This is a genomic window from Ruegeria sp. BH8, from assembly GCF_056538065.1.
In genome coordinates this window covers 1-16,945 of sequence record NZ_JBQFSP010000016.1, presented here as the reverse complement: position 1 = coordinate 16,945, position 16,945 = coordinate 1, and the positions used below count along the sequence as shown (strand labels likewise).

18 protein-coding genes are annotated in these 16,945 nt (G+C 57.9%); 16 read left to right on the top strand and 2 right to left on the bottom strand.

Going from position 1 to position 16,945, the window contains the following annotated elements; all coding sequences use genetic code 11:
* The first annotated feature begins 151 nt into the window (after nucleotides 1–151).
* From ACR0AD_RS18600 to ACR0AD_RS18550, 11 genes are all read left to right on the top strand, one after another.
* Complete coding sequence (locus ACR0AD_RS18600; RefSeq protein ID WP_480488925.1) at nucleotides 152–1,180, top strand: ester cyclase; 1,029 nt, start codon at nucleotides 152–154, stop codon at nucleotides 1,178–1,180.
* 132 nt (nucleotides 1,181–1,312) lie between these two features.
* Nucleotides 1,313–1,843, top strand: coding sequence for an ester cyclase (locus ACR0AD_RS18595; protein ID WP_209507348.1), 531 nt, complete (start codon nucleotides 1,313–1,315; stop codon nucleotides 1,841–1,843).
* An 11-nt stretch (nucleotides 1,844–1,854) separates the two neighbouring features.
* Entirely contained in the window at nucleotides 1,855–3,195 is a 1,341-nt protein-coding gene (gene hisD / locus ACR0AD_RS18590; protein ID WP_480488927.1) for a histidinol dehydrogenase, read from the top strand.
* A gap of 83 nt (nucleotides 3,196–3,278) precedes the next feature.
* The gene (locus ACR0AD_RS18585) at nucleotides 3,279–4,328 is read left to right on the top strand and encodes an ester cyclase (protein ID WP_480484717.1); all 1,050 of its coding nucleotides are present in this window, start codon (nucleotides 3,279–3,281) and stop codon (nucleotides 4,326–4,328) included.
* Nucleotide 4,329: 1 nt separating this feature from the next.
* A complete protein-coding gene (locus ACR0AD_RS18580) occupies nucleotides 4,330–5,097 on the top strand; it encodes an SDR family NAD(P)-dependent oxidoreductase (protein WP_480484716.1) in 768 nt (255 codons plus the stop codon).
* A complete protein-coding gene (locus ACR0AD_RS18575) occupies nucleotides 5,097–6,116 on the top strand; it encodes a LacI family DNA-binding transcriptional regulator (protein ID WP_209599322.1) in 1,020 nt (339 codons plus the stop codon). Before ACR0AD_RS18580 ends, ACR0AD_RS18575 begins: the two co-directional genes overlap by 1 nt.
* On the top strand, nucleotides 6,113–7,087 hold the full coding sequence (locus ACR0AD_RS18570; RefSeq protein WP_480488929.1) for a nuclear transport factor 2 family protein: 975 nt from the start codon (nucleotides 6,113–6,115) through the stop codon (nucleotides 7,085–7,087). The genes ACR0AD_RS18575 and ACR0AD_RS18570 overlap by 4 nt, the downstream gene beginning before the upstream one ends.
* Before the next feature lie 151 nt (nucleotides 7,088–7,238).
* Nucleotides 7,239–8,201, top strand: coding sequence for a cupin domain-containing protein (locus ACR0AD_RS18565; RefSeq protein WP_480488930.1), 963 nt, complete (start codon nucleotides 7,239–7,241; stop codon nucleotides 8,199–8,201).
* A gap of 102 nt (nucleotides 8,202–8,303) precedes the next feature.
* Nucleotides 8,304–9,428: a cobalamin-independent methionine synthase II family protein gene (locus tag ACR0AD_RS18560; protein ID WP_480484713.1), complete on the top strand. Its 1,125-nt coding sequence runs from the start codon at nucleotides 8,304–8,306 to the stop codon at nucleotides 9,426–9,428.
* On the top strand, nucleotides 9,425–10,120 hold the full coding sequence (locus ACR0AD_RS18555; protein WP_480484712.1) for an alpha/beta fold hydrolase: 696 nt from the start codon (nucleotides 9,425–9,427) through the stop codon (nucleotides 10,118–10,120). Before ACR0AD_RS18560 ends, ACR0AD_RS18555 begins: the two co-directional genes overlap by 4 nt.
* Nucleotides 10,117–10,812 (top strand): RraA family protein, encoded by a 696-nt coding sequence (locus ACR0AD_RS18550; protein WP_480484711.1) that lies wholly within the window; start codon nucleotides 10,117–10,119, stop codon nucleotides 10,810–10,812. The genes ACR0AD_RS18555 and ACR0AD_RS18550 overlap by 4 nt, the downstream gene beginning before the upstream one ends.
* Before the next feature lie 175 nt (nucleotides 10,813–10,987).
* Here ACR0AD_RS18550 and ACR0AD_RS18545 read toward each other — a convergent pair whose 3' ends face one another.
* Nucleotides 10,988–11,533, bottom strand: a complete 546-nt coding sequence (locus tag ACR0AD_RS18545) for a TetR/AcrR family transcriptional regulator (RefSeq protein WP_480484710.1) — start codon at nucleotides 11,531–11,533, stop codon at nucleotides 10,988–10,990.
* 108 nt (nucleotides 11,534–11,641) lie between these two features.
* Between ACR0AD_RS18545 and ACR0AD_RS18540 the strand changes: the two genes are divergently transcribed.
* The 5 genes from ACR0AD_RS18540 to ACR0AD_RS18520 are packed head-to-tail and all read left to right on the top strand — an operon-like array spanning nucleotide 11,642 to nucleotide 15,838.
* Entirely contained in the window at nucleotides 11,642–12,343 is a 702-nt protein-coding gene (locus tag ACR0AD_RS18540) for a type 1 glutamine amidotransferase domain-containing protein (RefSeq protein ID WP_480488932.1), read from the top strand.
* Nucleotides 12,344–12,400: 57 nt separating this feature from the next.
* A complete protein-coding gene (locus ACR0AD_RS18535; RefSeq protein WP_480474286.1) occupies nucleotides 12,401–13,381 on the top strand; it encodes an MBL fold metallo-hydrolase in 981 nt (326 codons plus the stop codon).
* A gap of 15 nt (nucleotides 13,382–13,396) precedes the next feature.
* Nucleotides 13,397–14,074, top strand: a complete 678-nt coding sequence (locus ACR0AD_RS18530) for a cupin domain-containing protein (RefSeq protein WP_480488934.1) — start codon at nucleotides 13,397–13,399, stop codon at nucleotides 14,072–14,074.
* Nucleotides 14,075–14,078: 4 nt separating this feature from the next.
* Entirely contained in the window at nucleotides 14,079–14,753 is a 675-nt protein-coding gene (locus ACR0AD_RS18525) for an SDR family NAD(P)-dependent oxidoreductase (RefSeq protein ID WP_480488936.1), read from the top strand.
* Nucleotides 14,753–15,838, top strand: coding sequence for a flavin monoamine oxidase family protein (locus tag ACR0AD_RS18520; protein ID WP_480488938.1), 1,086 nt, complete (start codon nucleotides 14,753–14,755; stop codon nucleotides 15,836–15,838). The genes ACR0AD_RS18525 and ACR0AD_RS18520 overlap by 1 nt, the downstream gene beginning before the upstream one ends.
* Nucleotides 15,839–16,754: 916 nt before the next feature.
* On the opposite strand, the gene ACR0AD_RS18515 is transcribed toward ACR0AD_RS18520, so the two are convergent.
* Nucleotides 16,755–16,945, bottom strand: a 191-nt coding sequence (locus ACR0AD_RS18515) for a hypothetical protein (RefSeq protein ID WP_480488940.1), incomplete at its 5' end; no start/stop codon positions are given.

The window sequence follows — 16,945 nt, the reverse complement described above, 5'->3', positions numbered from 1 at the left end:
CGTATCTGCCCATGCGCACGCAGCCAGCCTGAACTTGGCTGCGCGCCGGGCCCGACGGCCGGGACGAATTCCATTTGCCTTGATGCGCGCAGGTCCTCGTGCCAGCACAGCATCAACGCAAATTGGAATCCGTTTGAAAAAGGACAGCGGCATGAACGCACGCTCAAACCGCCCCGCCATGGGCATCGCTACCGAAACCACGTTTGAAAACAAACAGCTTTATCGTCAGTTTCTCGAAAGCTTTGATAAGGGCCTCGGCGAAACCATGGAGACGGCCGCTAGCGAGATCTTCGCCGCAACGGCCACTACCGAAGCGAGCCATCCGATCAATGCAGCCCCTGATGGCAACGGCTACGTCAGCTCTGTCATCTTGCCGATTTCAGAGGCGTTCGAGGGGCTCACCCGTCAGAACTATGTGGTCACAGGTGGCGAATACCTGGGAAGCGAGTGGGTCACCTCGACCGGGTATTTCCACGGTCATTTCAAGCGACCGCTTTGTGGTATTCCACCCAGCGGCAAACTGGCATTTCTGCGCTTTGGTGAATTCCACCGAATGGAAGATGGCAAGATCGTCGAATCCTATGTCTTTCTCGGCTTTGCCGAGTTGATCATCGCGCTTGGCCTCTGGCCGCTGGAACTGCAGGGCTATGAAGGTGTCGTGCCGGGTCCGGCAACTCATGACGGCATCGTCATTGGGCCATCAGACCCAGCGCAGTCACGCGCCACAGCAGATCTGGTCGAGGACATGCTAGTACAGCTGACGACCGAGGACCAAAGCTGGCGGCCTTATTGGGATGACCGAATGGTGTGGTACGGTCCCGGCGGGCTGGGATCCTATGCCACGGTCGATGCCTTCGCCGATTTCCAATCCCCCTTCGAGGACACGTTCGAAGGCTGGGGTGACGGCAGGGACGCAGGCGTCACCGGGGTCGGCTCGAATTGCAAGGCCGGGGATGGCGACTATGCATTCCTGTGCGGCTGGCCGCAGATCACCGGCGTCCACGTCAAATCCTTCCTGGGCCTGGAGCCAACGGGAAAGCGCGTTTTTATGCGTGACTGCGACTGGTGGCGCTGCGCAGACGGCAAGATCATCGAGAACTGGTGCATGCTCGATATTCCACATCTGCTGTTGCAACTGGGTTACGACCTTTTTGCCCAAATTTCTGAACAGACCCGATGAGCTGTTCCGCCAGACATAACGCCATTGCGCGCCACCCGGCGCTCAACCGGATGCCAAGGGATTTTCTGACGGCCGACCAACCGTCCCCGTCCAGACAGAAAACCCCTTGGTATCCATAAAAGGAAAAGACACATGAAGGGCTCCCGCCCCGAACAGGCCGTGCTGACACGTGACACGGACATGAGAAAAACCGACGAGACCCGCGCCGTGATCGAGGGGATGGTCGATGGTTTGAACGATCACCGCATCGACGATATCGGCGAATTCTTCGCAGAAGGGTTCCGCTGGATCGGCAACCGGGGCTGCGGCACCAAAACTGGGCTCAAGGAGTTTCAGGAAAACTGGCAACGCCCGTTTCAGGCGGCGTTCTCGGACAAGACCTGCATTGATGAGGCCCGGCTTTATATGGGCGAATGGGCTGCGGCCTTTGGCCGACAGGAGGCAACTCATTCGGGCGAGTTCCTGGGCATCGCTCCGACGGGAAAGCGGGTCGAGATCCGGTACATGGATTTCTGGAAAGTCGTCGATGGCAAGATCGTTGACAACTGGGTGAACGTCGATTTCGCCCATGTCGCCGCGCAGCTTGGCGTTGATCTGTTCAATGGCGAAGGCTGGGAAGCATTTGACCGGGGAGAAAAAACTCCACCCCGGCCCGAAAACTGAGGATAGAGACAATGGCTATTGAATACCTGAAACGCGGCAAACCTGAAGCTGATCGGGCGGAAGACGATGCCAAAACCCGAGCTGTTGTCGAAGCAACGCTGGCGGATATCGAAACCCGCGGCGATACCGCTGTGCGCGAGCTGTCAGAGAAGTTCGACAACTACTCGCCGGAAAGCTTCCGCCTGAGCCAGGATCAGATCGACGAGTTGATCAACTCGCTGACTGAACGCGAACTGGCCGATATCAAATTCGCGCAGAAGCAAGTGACGAACTTTGCGCAGGCACAACGCGACTCGATGCTGGATATCGAGGTTGAAACTCTGCCAGGAGTGATCCTTGGTCACAAGAACATCCCTGTTCAGTCAGTGGGATGCTATGTCCCCGGTGGCAAATTCCCGATGGTGGCTTCGGCGCATATGTCAGTGGCAACTGCCAAGGTCGCCGGTGTTCCGCGCATCATAGCTTGTACCCCACCCTTCCAAGGCAAACCCAATGCGGCCGTGATCGCAGCGATGCATCTAGGAGGCGCGCATGAGATCTATGTTATGGGCGGTATCCAGGCCATCGGTGCCATGGCGATAGGGACTGAGACCATTGATCCGGTTCACATGCTGGTTGGCCCCGGCAACGCCTTTGTGGCCGAAGCCAAGCGCCAGCTGTTTGGCCGGGTGGGCATCGACCTGTTCGCGGGTCCGACCGAGACGATGGTCATCGCCGATGAAACTGCTGCGGACGCCGAGCTTTGTGCGACCGATTTGCTGGGACAGGCCGAGCATGGATATAACAGCCCCTGCGTTCTGGTCACCAACTCGCGCAAACTGGCCGAAGAGACACTGAGCGAGATCGACCGTATCCTCGGGATCCTACCCACCGCCGGCACTGCCAAGGTCAGTTGGGAGGAATACGGCGAGGTCATCGTCTGCGACACCTATGACGAGATGCTTCAAGTGGCCGATGACATCGCGTCCGAGCACGTTCAGGTCATGACAGATCGCGACGACTGGTTCCTGGAAAACATGACTTGTTACGGTGCGCTGTTCCTTGGTCCACGCACCAACGTGGCCAACGGCGACAAGGTGATCGGTACCAACCATACACTGCCGACCAAAAAGGCCGGGCGCTATACCGGCGGGCTCTGGGTCGGCAAATTCATGAAAACCCACAGCTATCAGAAGGTCGTCACTGATGAGGCCGCAGCGATGATCGGCGAATACGGCTCACGTCTGTGTATGCTGGAAGGCTTTGTCGGCCATGCCGAACAATGCAACATCCGTGTCCGGCGTTATGGGGGCATCAACGTGCCCTATGGTGAAGGCGCACCATACCGCGAGACGGCCGATGCGACTTCGTAAGCGTGACGAATCTTGCGCAGGGATTCGACCGGGGCCCTACAGAATTTTTTGGATAAGAAGTTAAAATAATGCGAGATTTCGCAATGGATACTCACTCTACCCACAAGGTCCTGATCGCGCCCCTGCGCGAGGCAATGTATAAATTCGACGAAGCCGGAGTACGAGCGGCGCTGGAGGCGGTGATCGCGCCCGATGCTGCCATCCACATGTTGTATCCATTCGGAGATCTGACCGGCCCGCAGGAACTCTATGACACCTGTTACGCGCCACTTCTGAAATCCATGCCCGATCTTGAGCGTCGCGATTGGATCGTCATGGGTGGTCGGACAGAACAGGGCAACGACTGGGTTGGCTGCGGCGGCCACTACTTCGGCACCTTCGTCGCCCCCTGGCTGGACATCCCGCCGACCGGGCATCTGACCCACATGCGGTTCCACGAATTCTACCGCTTTGAAAATGGCAAGGTTGTCGAGATTCAGGCACTCTGGGACGTTCCCGAAGTCATGATGCAGGCGAATGCCTGGCCAATGGCCCCGTCTCTGGGGCTGGAGTTCTGCATTCCCGGCCCGGCGACTCTGGATGGCGTTGTGTCCGGACCGTGGGATGAGGTGAAATCTCTGGCCTCGTGCAATCATATCGTCGACATGCTGAAACATCTTGAGAAACACCCCAGCCAGGGTGGGCCCGAAGTGATGGAGATGGAGCGGTTCTGGCATCCGCGCATGAACTGGTACGGTCCCGCAGGGATCGGGACAGCGCGCGGTATCGCGGGATTCCGCAACTGGCACCAGATTCCCTTCCTCAACGGAATGCCCGATCGTGGTCAGTATGCCGACGAGATCACCTTTCACTTTTTTGGTGATGGCGACTACGCCGCTGTGACCGGCTGGCCGAACATGATCCAGACCGTCACCCATGACGGCTGGATGGGGATTGCGCCTTCGGGCAAACGGATCACTTTGAAGTCACTTGATTTCTGGCGTCTGGAAGGTGGGCTGATCCGCGAGAATTGGGTGTTGGTCGATCTGCTGGATGTGTATCGGCAATTGGGCGTAGATGTTTTTGCCCGACTGCGTGAGTTCAATAAGGCACGTGTACCCGGCACCATCCCATTCCCGGTCGGCGAGGTCTGATATGCCACATTTTCCCAGCACCCCCAGTTTCGACCTGAGCGGCAAGCGAGCTTTGGTCGCCGGAGCCTCGTCGGGCATAGGCATGGCCTGCGCTGTGGCGCTGGCGGAACATGGTGCTGAGGTCACTTTGGCGGCGCGCCGTGCTGGTGCGCTTCAGGATATTGCAAAAGATATGTCGGCGCAGGGATGGTCTGCCAGAGTTCTGGAACTGGATGTTTCGGACGTGGCGGCAACCGCTGAAGCCGTAGCGCAAAATGGGCCGTTCGATATTCTGCTTAACTCAGCCGGGCTTGCCCGACACAGCAAGGCCGTGGAAACACAGCCGGAAGATTTCGATGCGGTGATAGGCGTCAATGTCAAAGGTGCTTATTTCCTGACCCAGGCTGTTGCCAAAGGCCTGCTCGACGCTGGCCGCCCCGGTTCGCTGATCAATATCTCTAGCCAGATGGGCCATGTTGGTGGTCGCGAACGCGCGGTTTATTGTGCGTCGAAATTCGCGGTCGAAGGCTTCACCAAGGCGATGGCGCTTGAGTTCGGACCGGCAAAGATCCGGGTTAACACGATTTGCCCCACCTTCATTCTGACGGATCTGACAAAGTCGACTTTTGACGATCCGGACAAGCGGGCCTGGATTCTGGACAAGATAAAACTGGGTCGCCCCGGAGAGGTTGAAGACATCATGGGGGCGGTGGTTTATCTGGCATCGGATGCGTCGGCGCTGGTGACGGGCACGGCATTGATGGTTGACGGAGGTTGGACGGCAGACTGATGGCGACACAAAAAGTTACATCACTGGAAGTTGCCCGTCTCGCCGGGGTCAGCCAATCTGCGGTCAGCCGTGTGTTCACCCCCGGCGCGTCTGCGTCGAAAAAAACCGTTGAAAAGGTGCGCAAGGCGGCCAAGGAACTGGGCTATCGCCCGAACGTTCTGGCCCGCGCTGTAGTGTCCGGGAAAAGCCGGATCATCGGGCTTGTCGTGGCCTATCTGAACAACCAGTTCTATCCCGAGGCGCTGGAGAAGCTGACAAACACGTTACAGGAACGTGGATACCACGTGCTGATATTCATGGCCTCGCATGAATCAGGAAACATCGACAATGTGGTCGAGGAAATACTCGACTTTCAGGTCGAAGGGATTATCGCCGCTTCGGTGGCTTTGTCCTCAGATTTGTCAGACCGCTGCCGAACGGCCGGTATACCGATGGTGTTGTTCAATCGGGCACAAGACGACACGGCAATGTCGTCAGTTACATCTGACAACGTTGCCGGTGGTCGAAAGGCTGCCGAGTTCCTGTTGGCAGCTGGGCACCAAAAGATCGGATATATCGCCGGGTGGGAAGGAGCTTCGACCCAGCGTGACCGCGAAACAGGGTTTGTTGCGACCTTGCAGAAAGCCGGGGTTACGCTGCACGCCCGCGAAGTAGGAAACTTTTCGACGGAAGAAGCCCGGCAAGCCACGCTGCGGATGTTCGAAGCCGATCCGCCTGATGCGGTGTTTGTCGCCAACGATCACATGGCCGTTTCCGTGATGGACACGCTGCGGTTCGAATTGGGGCTGAATGTTCCAGGCGACGTTTCGGTCATCGGGTATGACGATGTCACTGTCGCCTCATGGCCAGCCTACAACCTGACCACCATCCGACAGCCCGCCAATCGCATGGTCACCGAAACTGTCGATATTCTGCTCGGCAAGATCGAGGACCCCGATGCCGGCCCGCGTCGGGTCGAGATTGACGGACCGCTAATTGTACGCGGCTCCGCCCGCATACCTGAAGGATGGAAGACATGAAGGGATTTGATCCCAAGTTTAAAGATTTCCCCGACTACATAATCGGGATTACCAAAGAAATCTGGGAAGATCGTGGCATTGCCACGCTGCACGACTATTACGCCCCGGACATCGTCGTGCGATCACCTGGGTCGGTGGTTGTCGGAAACCAGAATGTCATTGCTGCCACTATGGCAACTCTGGCAGAATTCCCTGATCGAACGCTGTTGGGTGAGGATGTGATCTGGTCGGGAACGCCGGAAGAGGGCATGCTGTCGTCGCATCGCCTTTTGTCCACAGCGACCCATCTGGGTGACGGTGTGTATGGCAAGGCGACCGGCAAGAAACTGGTCTACCGCATTTTAGCCGACTGCCACGCCATCAACAACCAGATCAACGATGAGTGGCTCATCCGCGACCAGAGCGCGATCGTGCAGCAGATGGGTTGGGACCCCAAGGAATATGCCCGCGATCTGATCGCGCGCGAGGGTGGGGCTGACGCCTGCGTGCAACCTTTCACACCGGCGAACGATCAGCCCGGCCCCTATAAAGGCCGTGGCAATGACAATGAATGGGGCCAGAAATACGCGGATATCCTGACCCGGATCATGAATGCCGATATGAGGGTGATCGAGGCTGAATACGACCGCGCTGTTCTGTCAGAATATCCCGGGGGCAAGACCGGCCACAGTTGGGGGCCGGTTGATCGGTTCTGGATGGGCCTGCGCGCGGCGTTCCCACGTGCCGAATTCAAGATCCACCACCAGATCGGCCGTGATGACCCGATGATGCCGCCGCGCGCCGCGATCCGCTGGTCTTTGCATGGCACACATGACGGCTGGGGCGTGTTCGGTGTGCCCACAGGGGCCGAGGTCTTTGTGCTGGGCATCAGCCAGGCCGAGTTCGGTCCATGGGGTCTGCGCAAGGAATACACCTTGTTTGACGAAACCTCGATCTGGAAACAGATTCTTCTGAAAACCGGCGATCTCTAGAATGTCGCACCGTATCTCAAATCTGGATGCCGGGCAGGCGTTGCGGCGGTACCACGCCCATCGCGCCAGCCTGCGCGCCCGGCGACTGAACAATCGTCCGCCGGGTGGTTTGGTTTGATCCGATCAAACCCAAATCAAAAGGAGAAAAGATATGAGTACCATCGAAAGCCGCATCGTCCGTTATGGCGAACTGAAGCCATGTAAAACCGCGTTCATCGACGCGCACACGCCTGGCTCGGACCAGAAGGAGAACTTTACAATCATTGGCGGTGGGGTCAGCGAAAGCCCGGATCAACACGTCCACATCACCGACAAGATCGGGTTCAACATCGGCGCAGCGGGGCAACCGCCGAAATGCCGCAACTCGCTGCACAGCCACACCACCGCCGAGGTGTTCTTTGTTGCTAAAGGTCGATGGCGGTTCTTCTGGGGTCGTTATGGCACGGCAGGTGAGTTCATCGCTGAAGAAGGCGACATCTTCAACATCCCGACCGGGATCTTCCGCGGCTTCGAGAATGTCGGCCAGGACTATGGGATGATCATGTCGATGCTTGGTGGCGACGATGCCGGTGGCGGCGTGACCTGGGCTCCGCAAGTCATTCAGGATGCGCAGGCCCATGGCCTGATGTTGGGCAATAACGGCGTCCTTTACGATAGCAAAAAGGGTGAGGAACTGCCACACAATGTGCAGCCGATGCCGCTACTGACCGAGGAAGAACTGAAAGCCTACCCTGAGGTTCCCGTTGATGCGGTGATCGGCAAATACGTCGCTCGCTACTGGGACCTGATGGCGCTGGCAGCGGACAAACCTGCGGTTGTGATCGGTGAAAATGGCCTGATCAAAGACAAGCCCGGTTTCGAGGTTGATTTTTTGACGCGCGGTTCGGCTGTGGCTGAACTGGTCAAGGCGGACAAACCCGTGGTTCTGATGCCGGCGAGTGGCCATTGGCGCATCAAGATCAATGAGGTCGAGGTTACCCTGTCCAACGGTGATACCGCTCTGGTTCTGCCCGGTGAAAGCTACAGCGCTGAACCGTCTATGACCGGGCAAGCGGGTCTGTACCGGATCACCGCAACCGACGACCCTGCTGGGGCGACCTGGACAGGAGAATAACGCCGAAATTACACGTCCCGGTTTCAATCGGGGCGCGCGCAGCACATCCATCGCCGGCTTTCCGGCCCGGCGATGGACCTAGATTTGAATGGAGATCCTAACATGACCCGCGTTTCAACCACCCATGTGGGAAGTCTGCCACGAAATCAGGAGGTCGTTGACTTCATCTTTGCACGCGAGCGAGAGGAACCGTTCGATCAGGCTGCATTTGACGCCTGCATGACAGCGGCCGTGTCCGAGACCGTGCGGAAACAAGTCAAGGCTGGGGTTGATATCGTCTCGGACGGTGAGACCTCAAAGATCTCTTACGCCACTTACGTCAAGGACCGCTATACCGGCTTTGCAGGTGACAGCGCGCGCAATGCGCCGGCTGACCTCAAGATGTTTCCGGGCTTTCTGCAACGATTGGCCGATGACGGTGGAACGCCCCAGTATGCTCGACCCATGTGTGTGGGCGAGGTGCGCTCAAAAGGGCAGGGTGAGCTGCAGAAGGACATCGACAATCTCAAAGCCGCGATGGCCGAGCACGGGGTCGAGCGCGGTTTTATGAACGCCGCCAGCCCCGGAGTTATTTCCCTGTTTCTGCAAAATGATTTCTATCCGACGCGCGAGGCCTATCTGGCCGCGCTGGCCGATGCGATGAAGGAAGAATATGAGACCATCGTTGGTGCGGGTCTGGATCTGCAATTGGACTGCCCCGATCTGGCCCTGTCGCGCCATATGCTGTTCACCGATCTGTCCGACGACGAGTTCGTGAAAATCGCCAACATGCATGTTGAGGCATTGAACCACGCATTGCAGAATGTCCCATCTGACAAAGTGCGTGTCCATATCTGCTGGGGCAACTACGAGGGGCCGCATTGCTGCGACATCGGCATGGGCAAGGTGTTTTCGACGCTGATGTCGACCAAATCGCGCTATGTGCTGTTCGAAACCTCTAACCCGCGACACGCGCATGAATGGACGGTGTTCCGTGACCGCAAGGGTGAAATTCCGGGTGACAAGGTTCTTGTGCCCGGTGTGGTGGACACCACGACGAATTTTGTCGAACACCCGGAACTGATTGCTCAGCGTACCGAGCGGTTTACGAACATAGTTGGAAATGAGCGTGTAATCGCCGGATCAGATTGCGGCTTTGGCACCTTTGCGGGCTTTGGTGCGGTAGATCCGGATATCGCCTACGCCAAGCTGGGCGCACTTGCCGAAGGGGCTGCCCTGGTTAAATGACGCCGCTTATCCTCCTGCCCGGAATGATGTGCGATGCGCGGTTGTTCACCCCGCAGATCGACGCTTTGTCAGGCAAGTACCCGATCCTGTGCGCACCAATCGGAGGCCATGAAACGATGCGGGCGCTGGCCTCCGATGTGTTAGCCTATGCGCCCGAACGCTTTGCTCTGGCGGGACTCTCGATGGGTGGCATTGTGGGGATGGAAATCCTGCGTCAGGCACCGGACCGTGTGGCTGGTTTGGCGTTGATGGACACGAACCCGCTTGCTGAATTGGACGAGGTCAAAGCCAGGCGCGGCCCTCAGATCGATGCGGTCGGACGTGGCAACCTGCGCAAGGTCATGGCCGAAGAGATGAAACCGAACTACCTGACTGAAGGTCCGCGCCGCGCCGCCATTCTGGACCTGTGCATGGATATGGCCATGGATCTTGGCCCGGACGTTTTTGTCAATCAATCTAAAGCTCTGCGTGATCGCCCTGACCAGAGCAACACTCTGCGCAACTTCACCGACGCAGCACTCATTCTCTGCGGGCGCGACGATGCCCTGTGCCCTGTTTCAAGGCATGAATTGATGCACGATCTGATGCCACAGAGCCGGTTGGAAATCATAGAAAACGCCGGCCACCTGCCGACACTGGAACAACCGCGACAAACAACGGCGGCTTTGATCCGCTGGCTGGAGTTGATATGAACCAATCCTTGCTGGACCTGCTGAAAAAGATCGACACGCCGACTGTTTGTAACGCAATCGAAGTGGCGCAGGGCAAGCGCGGATTCAGTGAATTCACCCGGGGCACGATGTTATGTTCTGATCCCGATGCGGGCGCGATGGTTGGATATGCCCGTACCGCGAAGATTGCCGCCGTGAACCCGCCGTCAGAACCGCCTGAGGAGATCCGCCAACGTCGGATGGATTATTACAGGCATATGGCAACTGGGAGCGGCCCGGCTGTCACCGTGGTTGAGGATTTGGATTATCCAGATTGCATCGGCGCCTTTTGGGGTGAGATCAATACGACGATCCACAAGGGCTTCGGCATCAGTGGTGCGCTGACCAACGGGGTAATGCGCGACCTGGGCGATCTACCCGGTAACTTCCCGGTTGTTGCCGGGTCAATCGGGCCCAGTCACGGGTTCGTACATGTGCGCAAAATCGGCACCTCGGTTTCTATCTTTGGTCTGAAGATCCAGAACGGCGATCTTGTGCACGCGGACCGTCATGGTGCGCTGGTTATCCCGCCCGAAGTCGTGGGCAAGCTTGAACGGGCGATCATCAAATTGCTTGAAACCGAAAAACTGATTCTGGATCCCGCCCGCGCAACCGGGTTCGATTTCGATGCCTTCGAAAAAGCATGGGCGGCGTTTGAAGCCTCTCGGACTTAAACTTGCGATCTGTATTCCCCGGTTCTGAAGGTGTAGACCCCGCTGGGATCTGTTGCAAATTTTCGACTTCAATATTCCGATATCCATTCACTCGAAGCACTTATGAGCGTCAACAGTCAAAGGTTTGCAACAGATCCCCGCCCCTGCGCATGGGACGCACTGCTAGCTTCTGTTCCTAAATCGTACCAACGCCGCGAATTGCAGCTTTGGCAACCTGTTCAAACATCGATCGATCGTTTGACGCTGATGCGACGATCATGCCCCCTTCAAGGGCGGCGACGATGAGGTTTGCCTTGTCAGCGGCATCCTTGACCCCATGCTTGACGAGCAGATTTTGGAGCCATGCCTTGTTCATCTCGAAGAAGGCTTTTGTGCGTTGGTTGATGTTTTCCGGCAGTCCAATGGCCTCGGCGCCCATGACGGCGCAAAGGCATATCGATTCGTTCAGCACAAGCGCTTTGGAGTAGAGCGAAACGAAGCAGTCCAGAGCGGTTTGCAGATCGTTCAGGTCAATCTTGTCCAGTTCTGCCTTGAATTGCTCGGCGTAGCGGGTGACGAGAGCCTCCCCGAGATCCGGTTTGGTGGGGAAATGGTAGTGTACGCTGGCACTTTTGATTCCCACATCGTTCGCCAGGTCACGGAAACTCATCTCCGAAAAGCCCGCGCTGCGCACGCGTTTCTCGGCGGCGATAAGAATTTTTTCTTTCATTGTCAGTGGCATGACTACCTCCAATCTACCGATTGATAGATAAACGTTGACAGCCCAGGAATCAACTTCTAACTGTTATCTACCTAGTGATAGATAGATATTGATGAAAGGATCACGCTGATGGCTACTGGAAACAAACAAAAACGCGTCTTGCTGGTCATGTCGTCCGTTGACGAAATGGGCATCTCGGGCAAGCAAACCGGCACCTGGTTCGAAGAGGTCGCAACCCCGTATTACGTCCTGACGGAAGCGGGCTATGAGGTTGTCTTTGCCTCGCCCAAAGGCGGCAACGCGCCGATTGACCTGCTGTCGATGAAGGCTCCGTTCACTACCGAAAACACTGACCGCTTCTTCAACGATCCGGTGGCCATGTTCGCGGTACAGAATACCCGCAAACTGCGCGAGATCGACTATTCGACCTTCGATGCGCTTTTCGTACCCGGCGGTTATGGATTGATCTGGGATCTGGCGTCGGACAGCCATGCTATCAAGATGATCCGGGAGTTCTACGAATCCGAACGGCCTGTCGCGATGGTCTGCCACGCGCCGGCCATACTGCGGGATATCAAGAAGTCAGACGGCAGCTACCTGGTTGAGGGCCTCAGCCTGACCGGTTTCAAGAACGACGAAGACAGTGAGATCGAGCTTCTGCATCACCTTCTGTTCTCTCTCGAAGATGAACTGAAACGCCGTGGCGCCACCTACGTCAGCAAGGCCAACTGGGAGGCCAACGTGGTCGAAGATGGCGCCCTGATGACCGGCCAAAGCCCGGCGTCGGCACCACCACTCGCGGAAGCGCTCAAGCTGCGCCTGGCTGCCTGACGCCTTACGTCGGGGCGGGCACCTGTCCGCCCCGGCAATTCGAAATGGAGAAGTCCCATGTCCGCCGATCTGCAACCCATCGACAGTGTCGAGATTCTCGTTCTCATCGACAACCGGACGGACAGCCTGTCCAGCGTGCCCGAGGGGTTCACCCATGAGTGGATCAACCTCCACAACGTCGGGATGAAGCAAATCTCGGGCGCCGGTCAGTGTTGTGCCAATCACGGCTTGGCGTTGATCATCACAGCCCGGCGCGGTGTGACGGAACATACATTGCTCTTTGACGCCGGGCCGGTGGATTTTGCCGTCGAGTTCAACGCATCACGCCTTGGCAAATCCTTTGCAGCCATCGAGGCGATCGCCCTGTCGCATGGGCATTGGGACCATGCAGGCGGCATTCCAGCGGCAATCGACCTGATCCGCAAGGATGGCCAGACCGGCGAGTTACCGGTTTATCTGCATCCCGGGATGTTCCGCAAACGCGCCTTTCCGCTTTCATCGGGGGAACTGATCGAAATTCGCGAAATCGCCACGCCCGAAGCCCTGGCTGCGCAGGGGGCTACACCCGTTGTTACGGATCAACCGGTCAGCGTGCTGGACGATATGTTCTATATTTCGGGCGAAATTCCCCGTGTCACGGATTACGAGGTCGGATTTCCGGGTCATGTCCGCCGCACCGAAGACGGCGCGGGTTGGGAAGACGACCCGTTGCTCATGGACGAACGCTATGTGGCAGTGAACATCGCGGGCAAAGGGCTGGTGGTGTTTTCGGCCTGTAGCCATGCGGGTATCGTCAATGTCCTTCATGCCGCTCAAAGGGATATCCCCGGAGTGCCGATCCATGGCCTAACCGGCGGCTTTCACCTTGCCGGTGGCAACGAAAAGATCATCGACCGGACCGTCGCCGACTTTGCGCAGTTCGACATCGACCTGATCATGCCCGGCCACTGCACAGGTTGGCGTGCGACAAACGCGCTGGAACGCCAATACGGCGAACGGGTTGTGCCGATTGCCGTCGGCATGAAGATCAACCTTTGAGAAAGGGAATGAGCCATGGAAATCAATGCAAACTTTGATGAACGCGCTGTCGTCCACTCGGAGAACGAGCCCTGGGTCCCCTCGCCAATGAAGGGTGTCGACCGTCGCATGCTCGACCGGATCGGCGACGAGGTTGCACGAGCAACAACGATTGTCCGCTATGCACCAGGCAGCGCCTTTTCGGCCCATACCCATACCGGTGGCGAAGAGTTTCTGGTGCTTGACGGCGTCTTTCAGGACGAGCACGGGGATTTTCCCGTCGGCACCTATGTGCGCAACCCGCCGACCACGTCGCATACGCCAAGCGCGGCGGACGGGGCAACGATCCTGGTCAAGCTTTGGCAGTTCGACCCGGATGATCGCACCCAACTGACCATCGACACTACCGCTGAGGCGCCGCGCCCGGTCACTGAGGGCGTGTCCGAAATCCCGTTGTTCGAGGATTCCCGTGAAAGGGTTCGGATCGAGCTTTGGGATGCATCGGCCAATGTGAATGTGACCGACCACAAGGGGTTCGAGGCACTGGTGATCGAAGGCAGCTTTACCGAAGGCGGAGAGGTCTTCGGGAAAAACTCGTGGCTGCGTCTGCCGCCGGGTATGGCGCTCGATGCCACGGCCGGGCCGGAAGGTGCCCATCTATGGGTCAAATCCGACCACCTGGCAGAACCGCCGGTCATCCCGGGCAAAGGATAGGATCATGGGCAAACCCCTTGCAATTGTCGCTGGCGCCGGTCCGGGGCTTGGGCAGACGCTGGTTTCGGCATTTGGTCAGAATGGCTATACGTCATTTGGTCTGAACCGGACGATCCCGTCGGGTGCCGACCAAATTCTGCAAGTCGACCTGGCGGATCCGAAACACACAAAGGCCAAGCTGCGCAACATTATCTGCACCCATGGCGCGCCGAAGCTTGTTGTTCAGAACACCGCGAAACTTGTGATTTCGCCGTTCGAGGACACCAGCATCGAGGATTTCGAGGCCACCTGGCGGGCCATGGTCCTGTCCACCGTCAACCTGGCAAACCGGGTCCTGCCGGCGATGGTCGATACCGGGGGCGGCACTTTCATCGTCTCAGGCGCTACGGCCAGCCTGCGCGGCGGCAAGAACTTTGCAGCCTTCGCTTCGGCAAAGGCAGGTTTGCGGGCGCTGACCCAATCCCTGGCCCGCGAATATGGGCCGCAAGGCGTGCATGTGGTGCATGTGATTCTGGACGGGATCGTCGACACCAGGGCCAGCCGGGATCTGCACAAGATGGATCCGGCGCGGATGATGAAACCTGTGGACATCGCTCAGACCTATCTGGCGCTGGCCAACCAACCGCAATCCACCTGGACCCACGAATTGGATCTCAGACCCAAAGGGGAGGCATTCTGATGCAAACCGATACTCTGATTGTTGGCGGAGGTCTCTCCGGCCTTGCCCTTGCCGATCAGCTGACACGAAACGGCACGGATTTCCTTCTGATCGAAGCGCAGGACCGCCTGGGCGGGCGCATCCTGACCAAAGACCTGTCGGGCGGAAAGTTCGACCTTGGCCCGGCCTGGTTCTGGCCCGGCCAGCCGCGAATGGCCGCCTTGGCCCGGCGTTTCCGAATCCCGGTGTTCGAACAGTTTGCCACCGGCGATCAGATGTATCAGGACCAGTCCGGCGCCGTCCAACGTGCCCGCGGCTATGCCTCGATGCAGGGCTCCTACCGGCTTGCCGGGGGCATGGGCGCCATGATCGACGCGCTTGCCGGATCTCTGGTTGCCGGTCACGTCTTGACACAGGCGAGCCTCAAATCGGTCAATCATTCTCCGGGCATGATCACTGCATCTCTCGACCATGACGGCACGGCCCTTTCCGTTGAAGCCCGGCAAATCATGCTGGCGATCCCGCCGCGGGTGATTGCGGAAACCGTCAAATTCGAGCCGGCGCTGGATGCAGCACAGATCCAGGCCTTGAAAAACGTCCCGACCTGGATGGCGGGGCAGGCCAAGATCCTCGCGGTTTACGATGAGCCCCACTGGCGCAATGCCGGGCTTTCGGGTGACGCCATGAGCCATCGCGGCCCTATGGTCGAAATCCACGACGCCTCTCCCATGAAGGGCGGTCCCTACGCGCTGTTCGGTTTCGTCGGCTATCCCGCCGACACGCGCGAGGCACACAAGGACGCCATGATGGACGATGCCCTGGCGCAACTTACGGCGATGTTTGGCCCCAAGATGGCGCAGCCCCTCGATCTGGAACTGCAGGACTGGGCCACAATCCCGGAAATCTCCCGCACGCAGGATCGCGTTCCGGTGCGCTTCCACCCAAGCTACGGCTTGCCTTCAATCCTCGGCAGCTTGGCGGAACGGGGTGTGCATTTCTGCTCGACCGAAACCGCACGCGGGTTTGGCGGATTTCTTGAAGGCGCGCTGGAGGCTGCTGAGAGAGTTGCAGCATTCGCAGATGAAACCATCATAGCTGAGGCCTGACCGAGCTTTCACCGTCGCCCTTTGTCTTGAATGATCGCTCACGTATGGAAGATGGTTCGATGGCGGGATATCACGGCGCTGCTACAAAGACCGCTCACAACCGCAGTTGGAGGTGGTTAAACATCAGATCGAATGCCTACTATATTTCGGCCCTCGTGGACGGCCCAATCCTGCCGTTCGACCTTAGTCCTGAATTCTGCGGTTGCAGCCCGCTTTCCGGACATTCGCCGCAAGCGCGAACTCCGGGCCTCGTCGAACTCACAGATTGCGGACAAAACCGCCGTTTGGATCGCCGATATGCAAGTCAGCTTCACCGCAGTTTGCAGGCTTTCGAGGCGAATTGCTCGCAAGGTGCACGTTGGGAATGCTCAACTTATTGATAATGTTGACAGATTGATCCACTCCTCCACGGCGTAGGCTAAAAGTTTCTCGGGCTTCCAATCTCTGAAGCGGGCGCGACCGAGATCGGACGTCCACCACGGCCAAAAAAAACTGACGGAAGAGCCAACTGGGGACAGCAAGTTGCCGTTGAACTCATACGCTTCAGCGGCTGATTAGAGACTTTACTTGGCGCCGCTGTCTCAGGGTTCGCTGCCAACATCCAAGCCCATCATATTAATCAGCTTAGTGCCGATGTCGCTGGCAATGGCACTGGGCCGCTCAATCAGGCCCACTATCGTGGGCGTTTGCGGTAAACACGAACTCAAAAGGACTCATTGAAGGGGACATGAATAGCATGTCGCCACGGTGAGGGGGCGAGAATAAAACTCCCTCAAGATGGTTAAGCGCCATTTCGCGGATTTGCGAACCCGAAACCAAAGCCACGCGAAGAACCGGGCAAGCGCCTCTTGCTGTCAGCGCAAACAAACTGTTCTTGGTCCAGCCAAAGCTGTCCGCATAAGGTCGAATCCACCCTTTACGCGCGATCTTTAGCCGTCGGCTCAGCGGATACGGTTAAACCGCCGATGCGAATGGCTACCTCGGTCCTCTCAATCCGGCTCTGCCCAATCGCAAACTGTCCGCCATCAGCACCCATGGAACAGACTAGGTTGATTGCGTAGCGGAGGATTTCAGGCTCATCGTAACCATCAGAGAGTGGAGATGAGA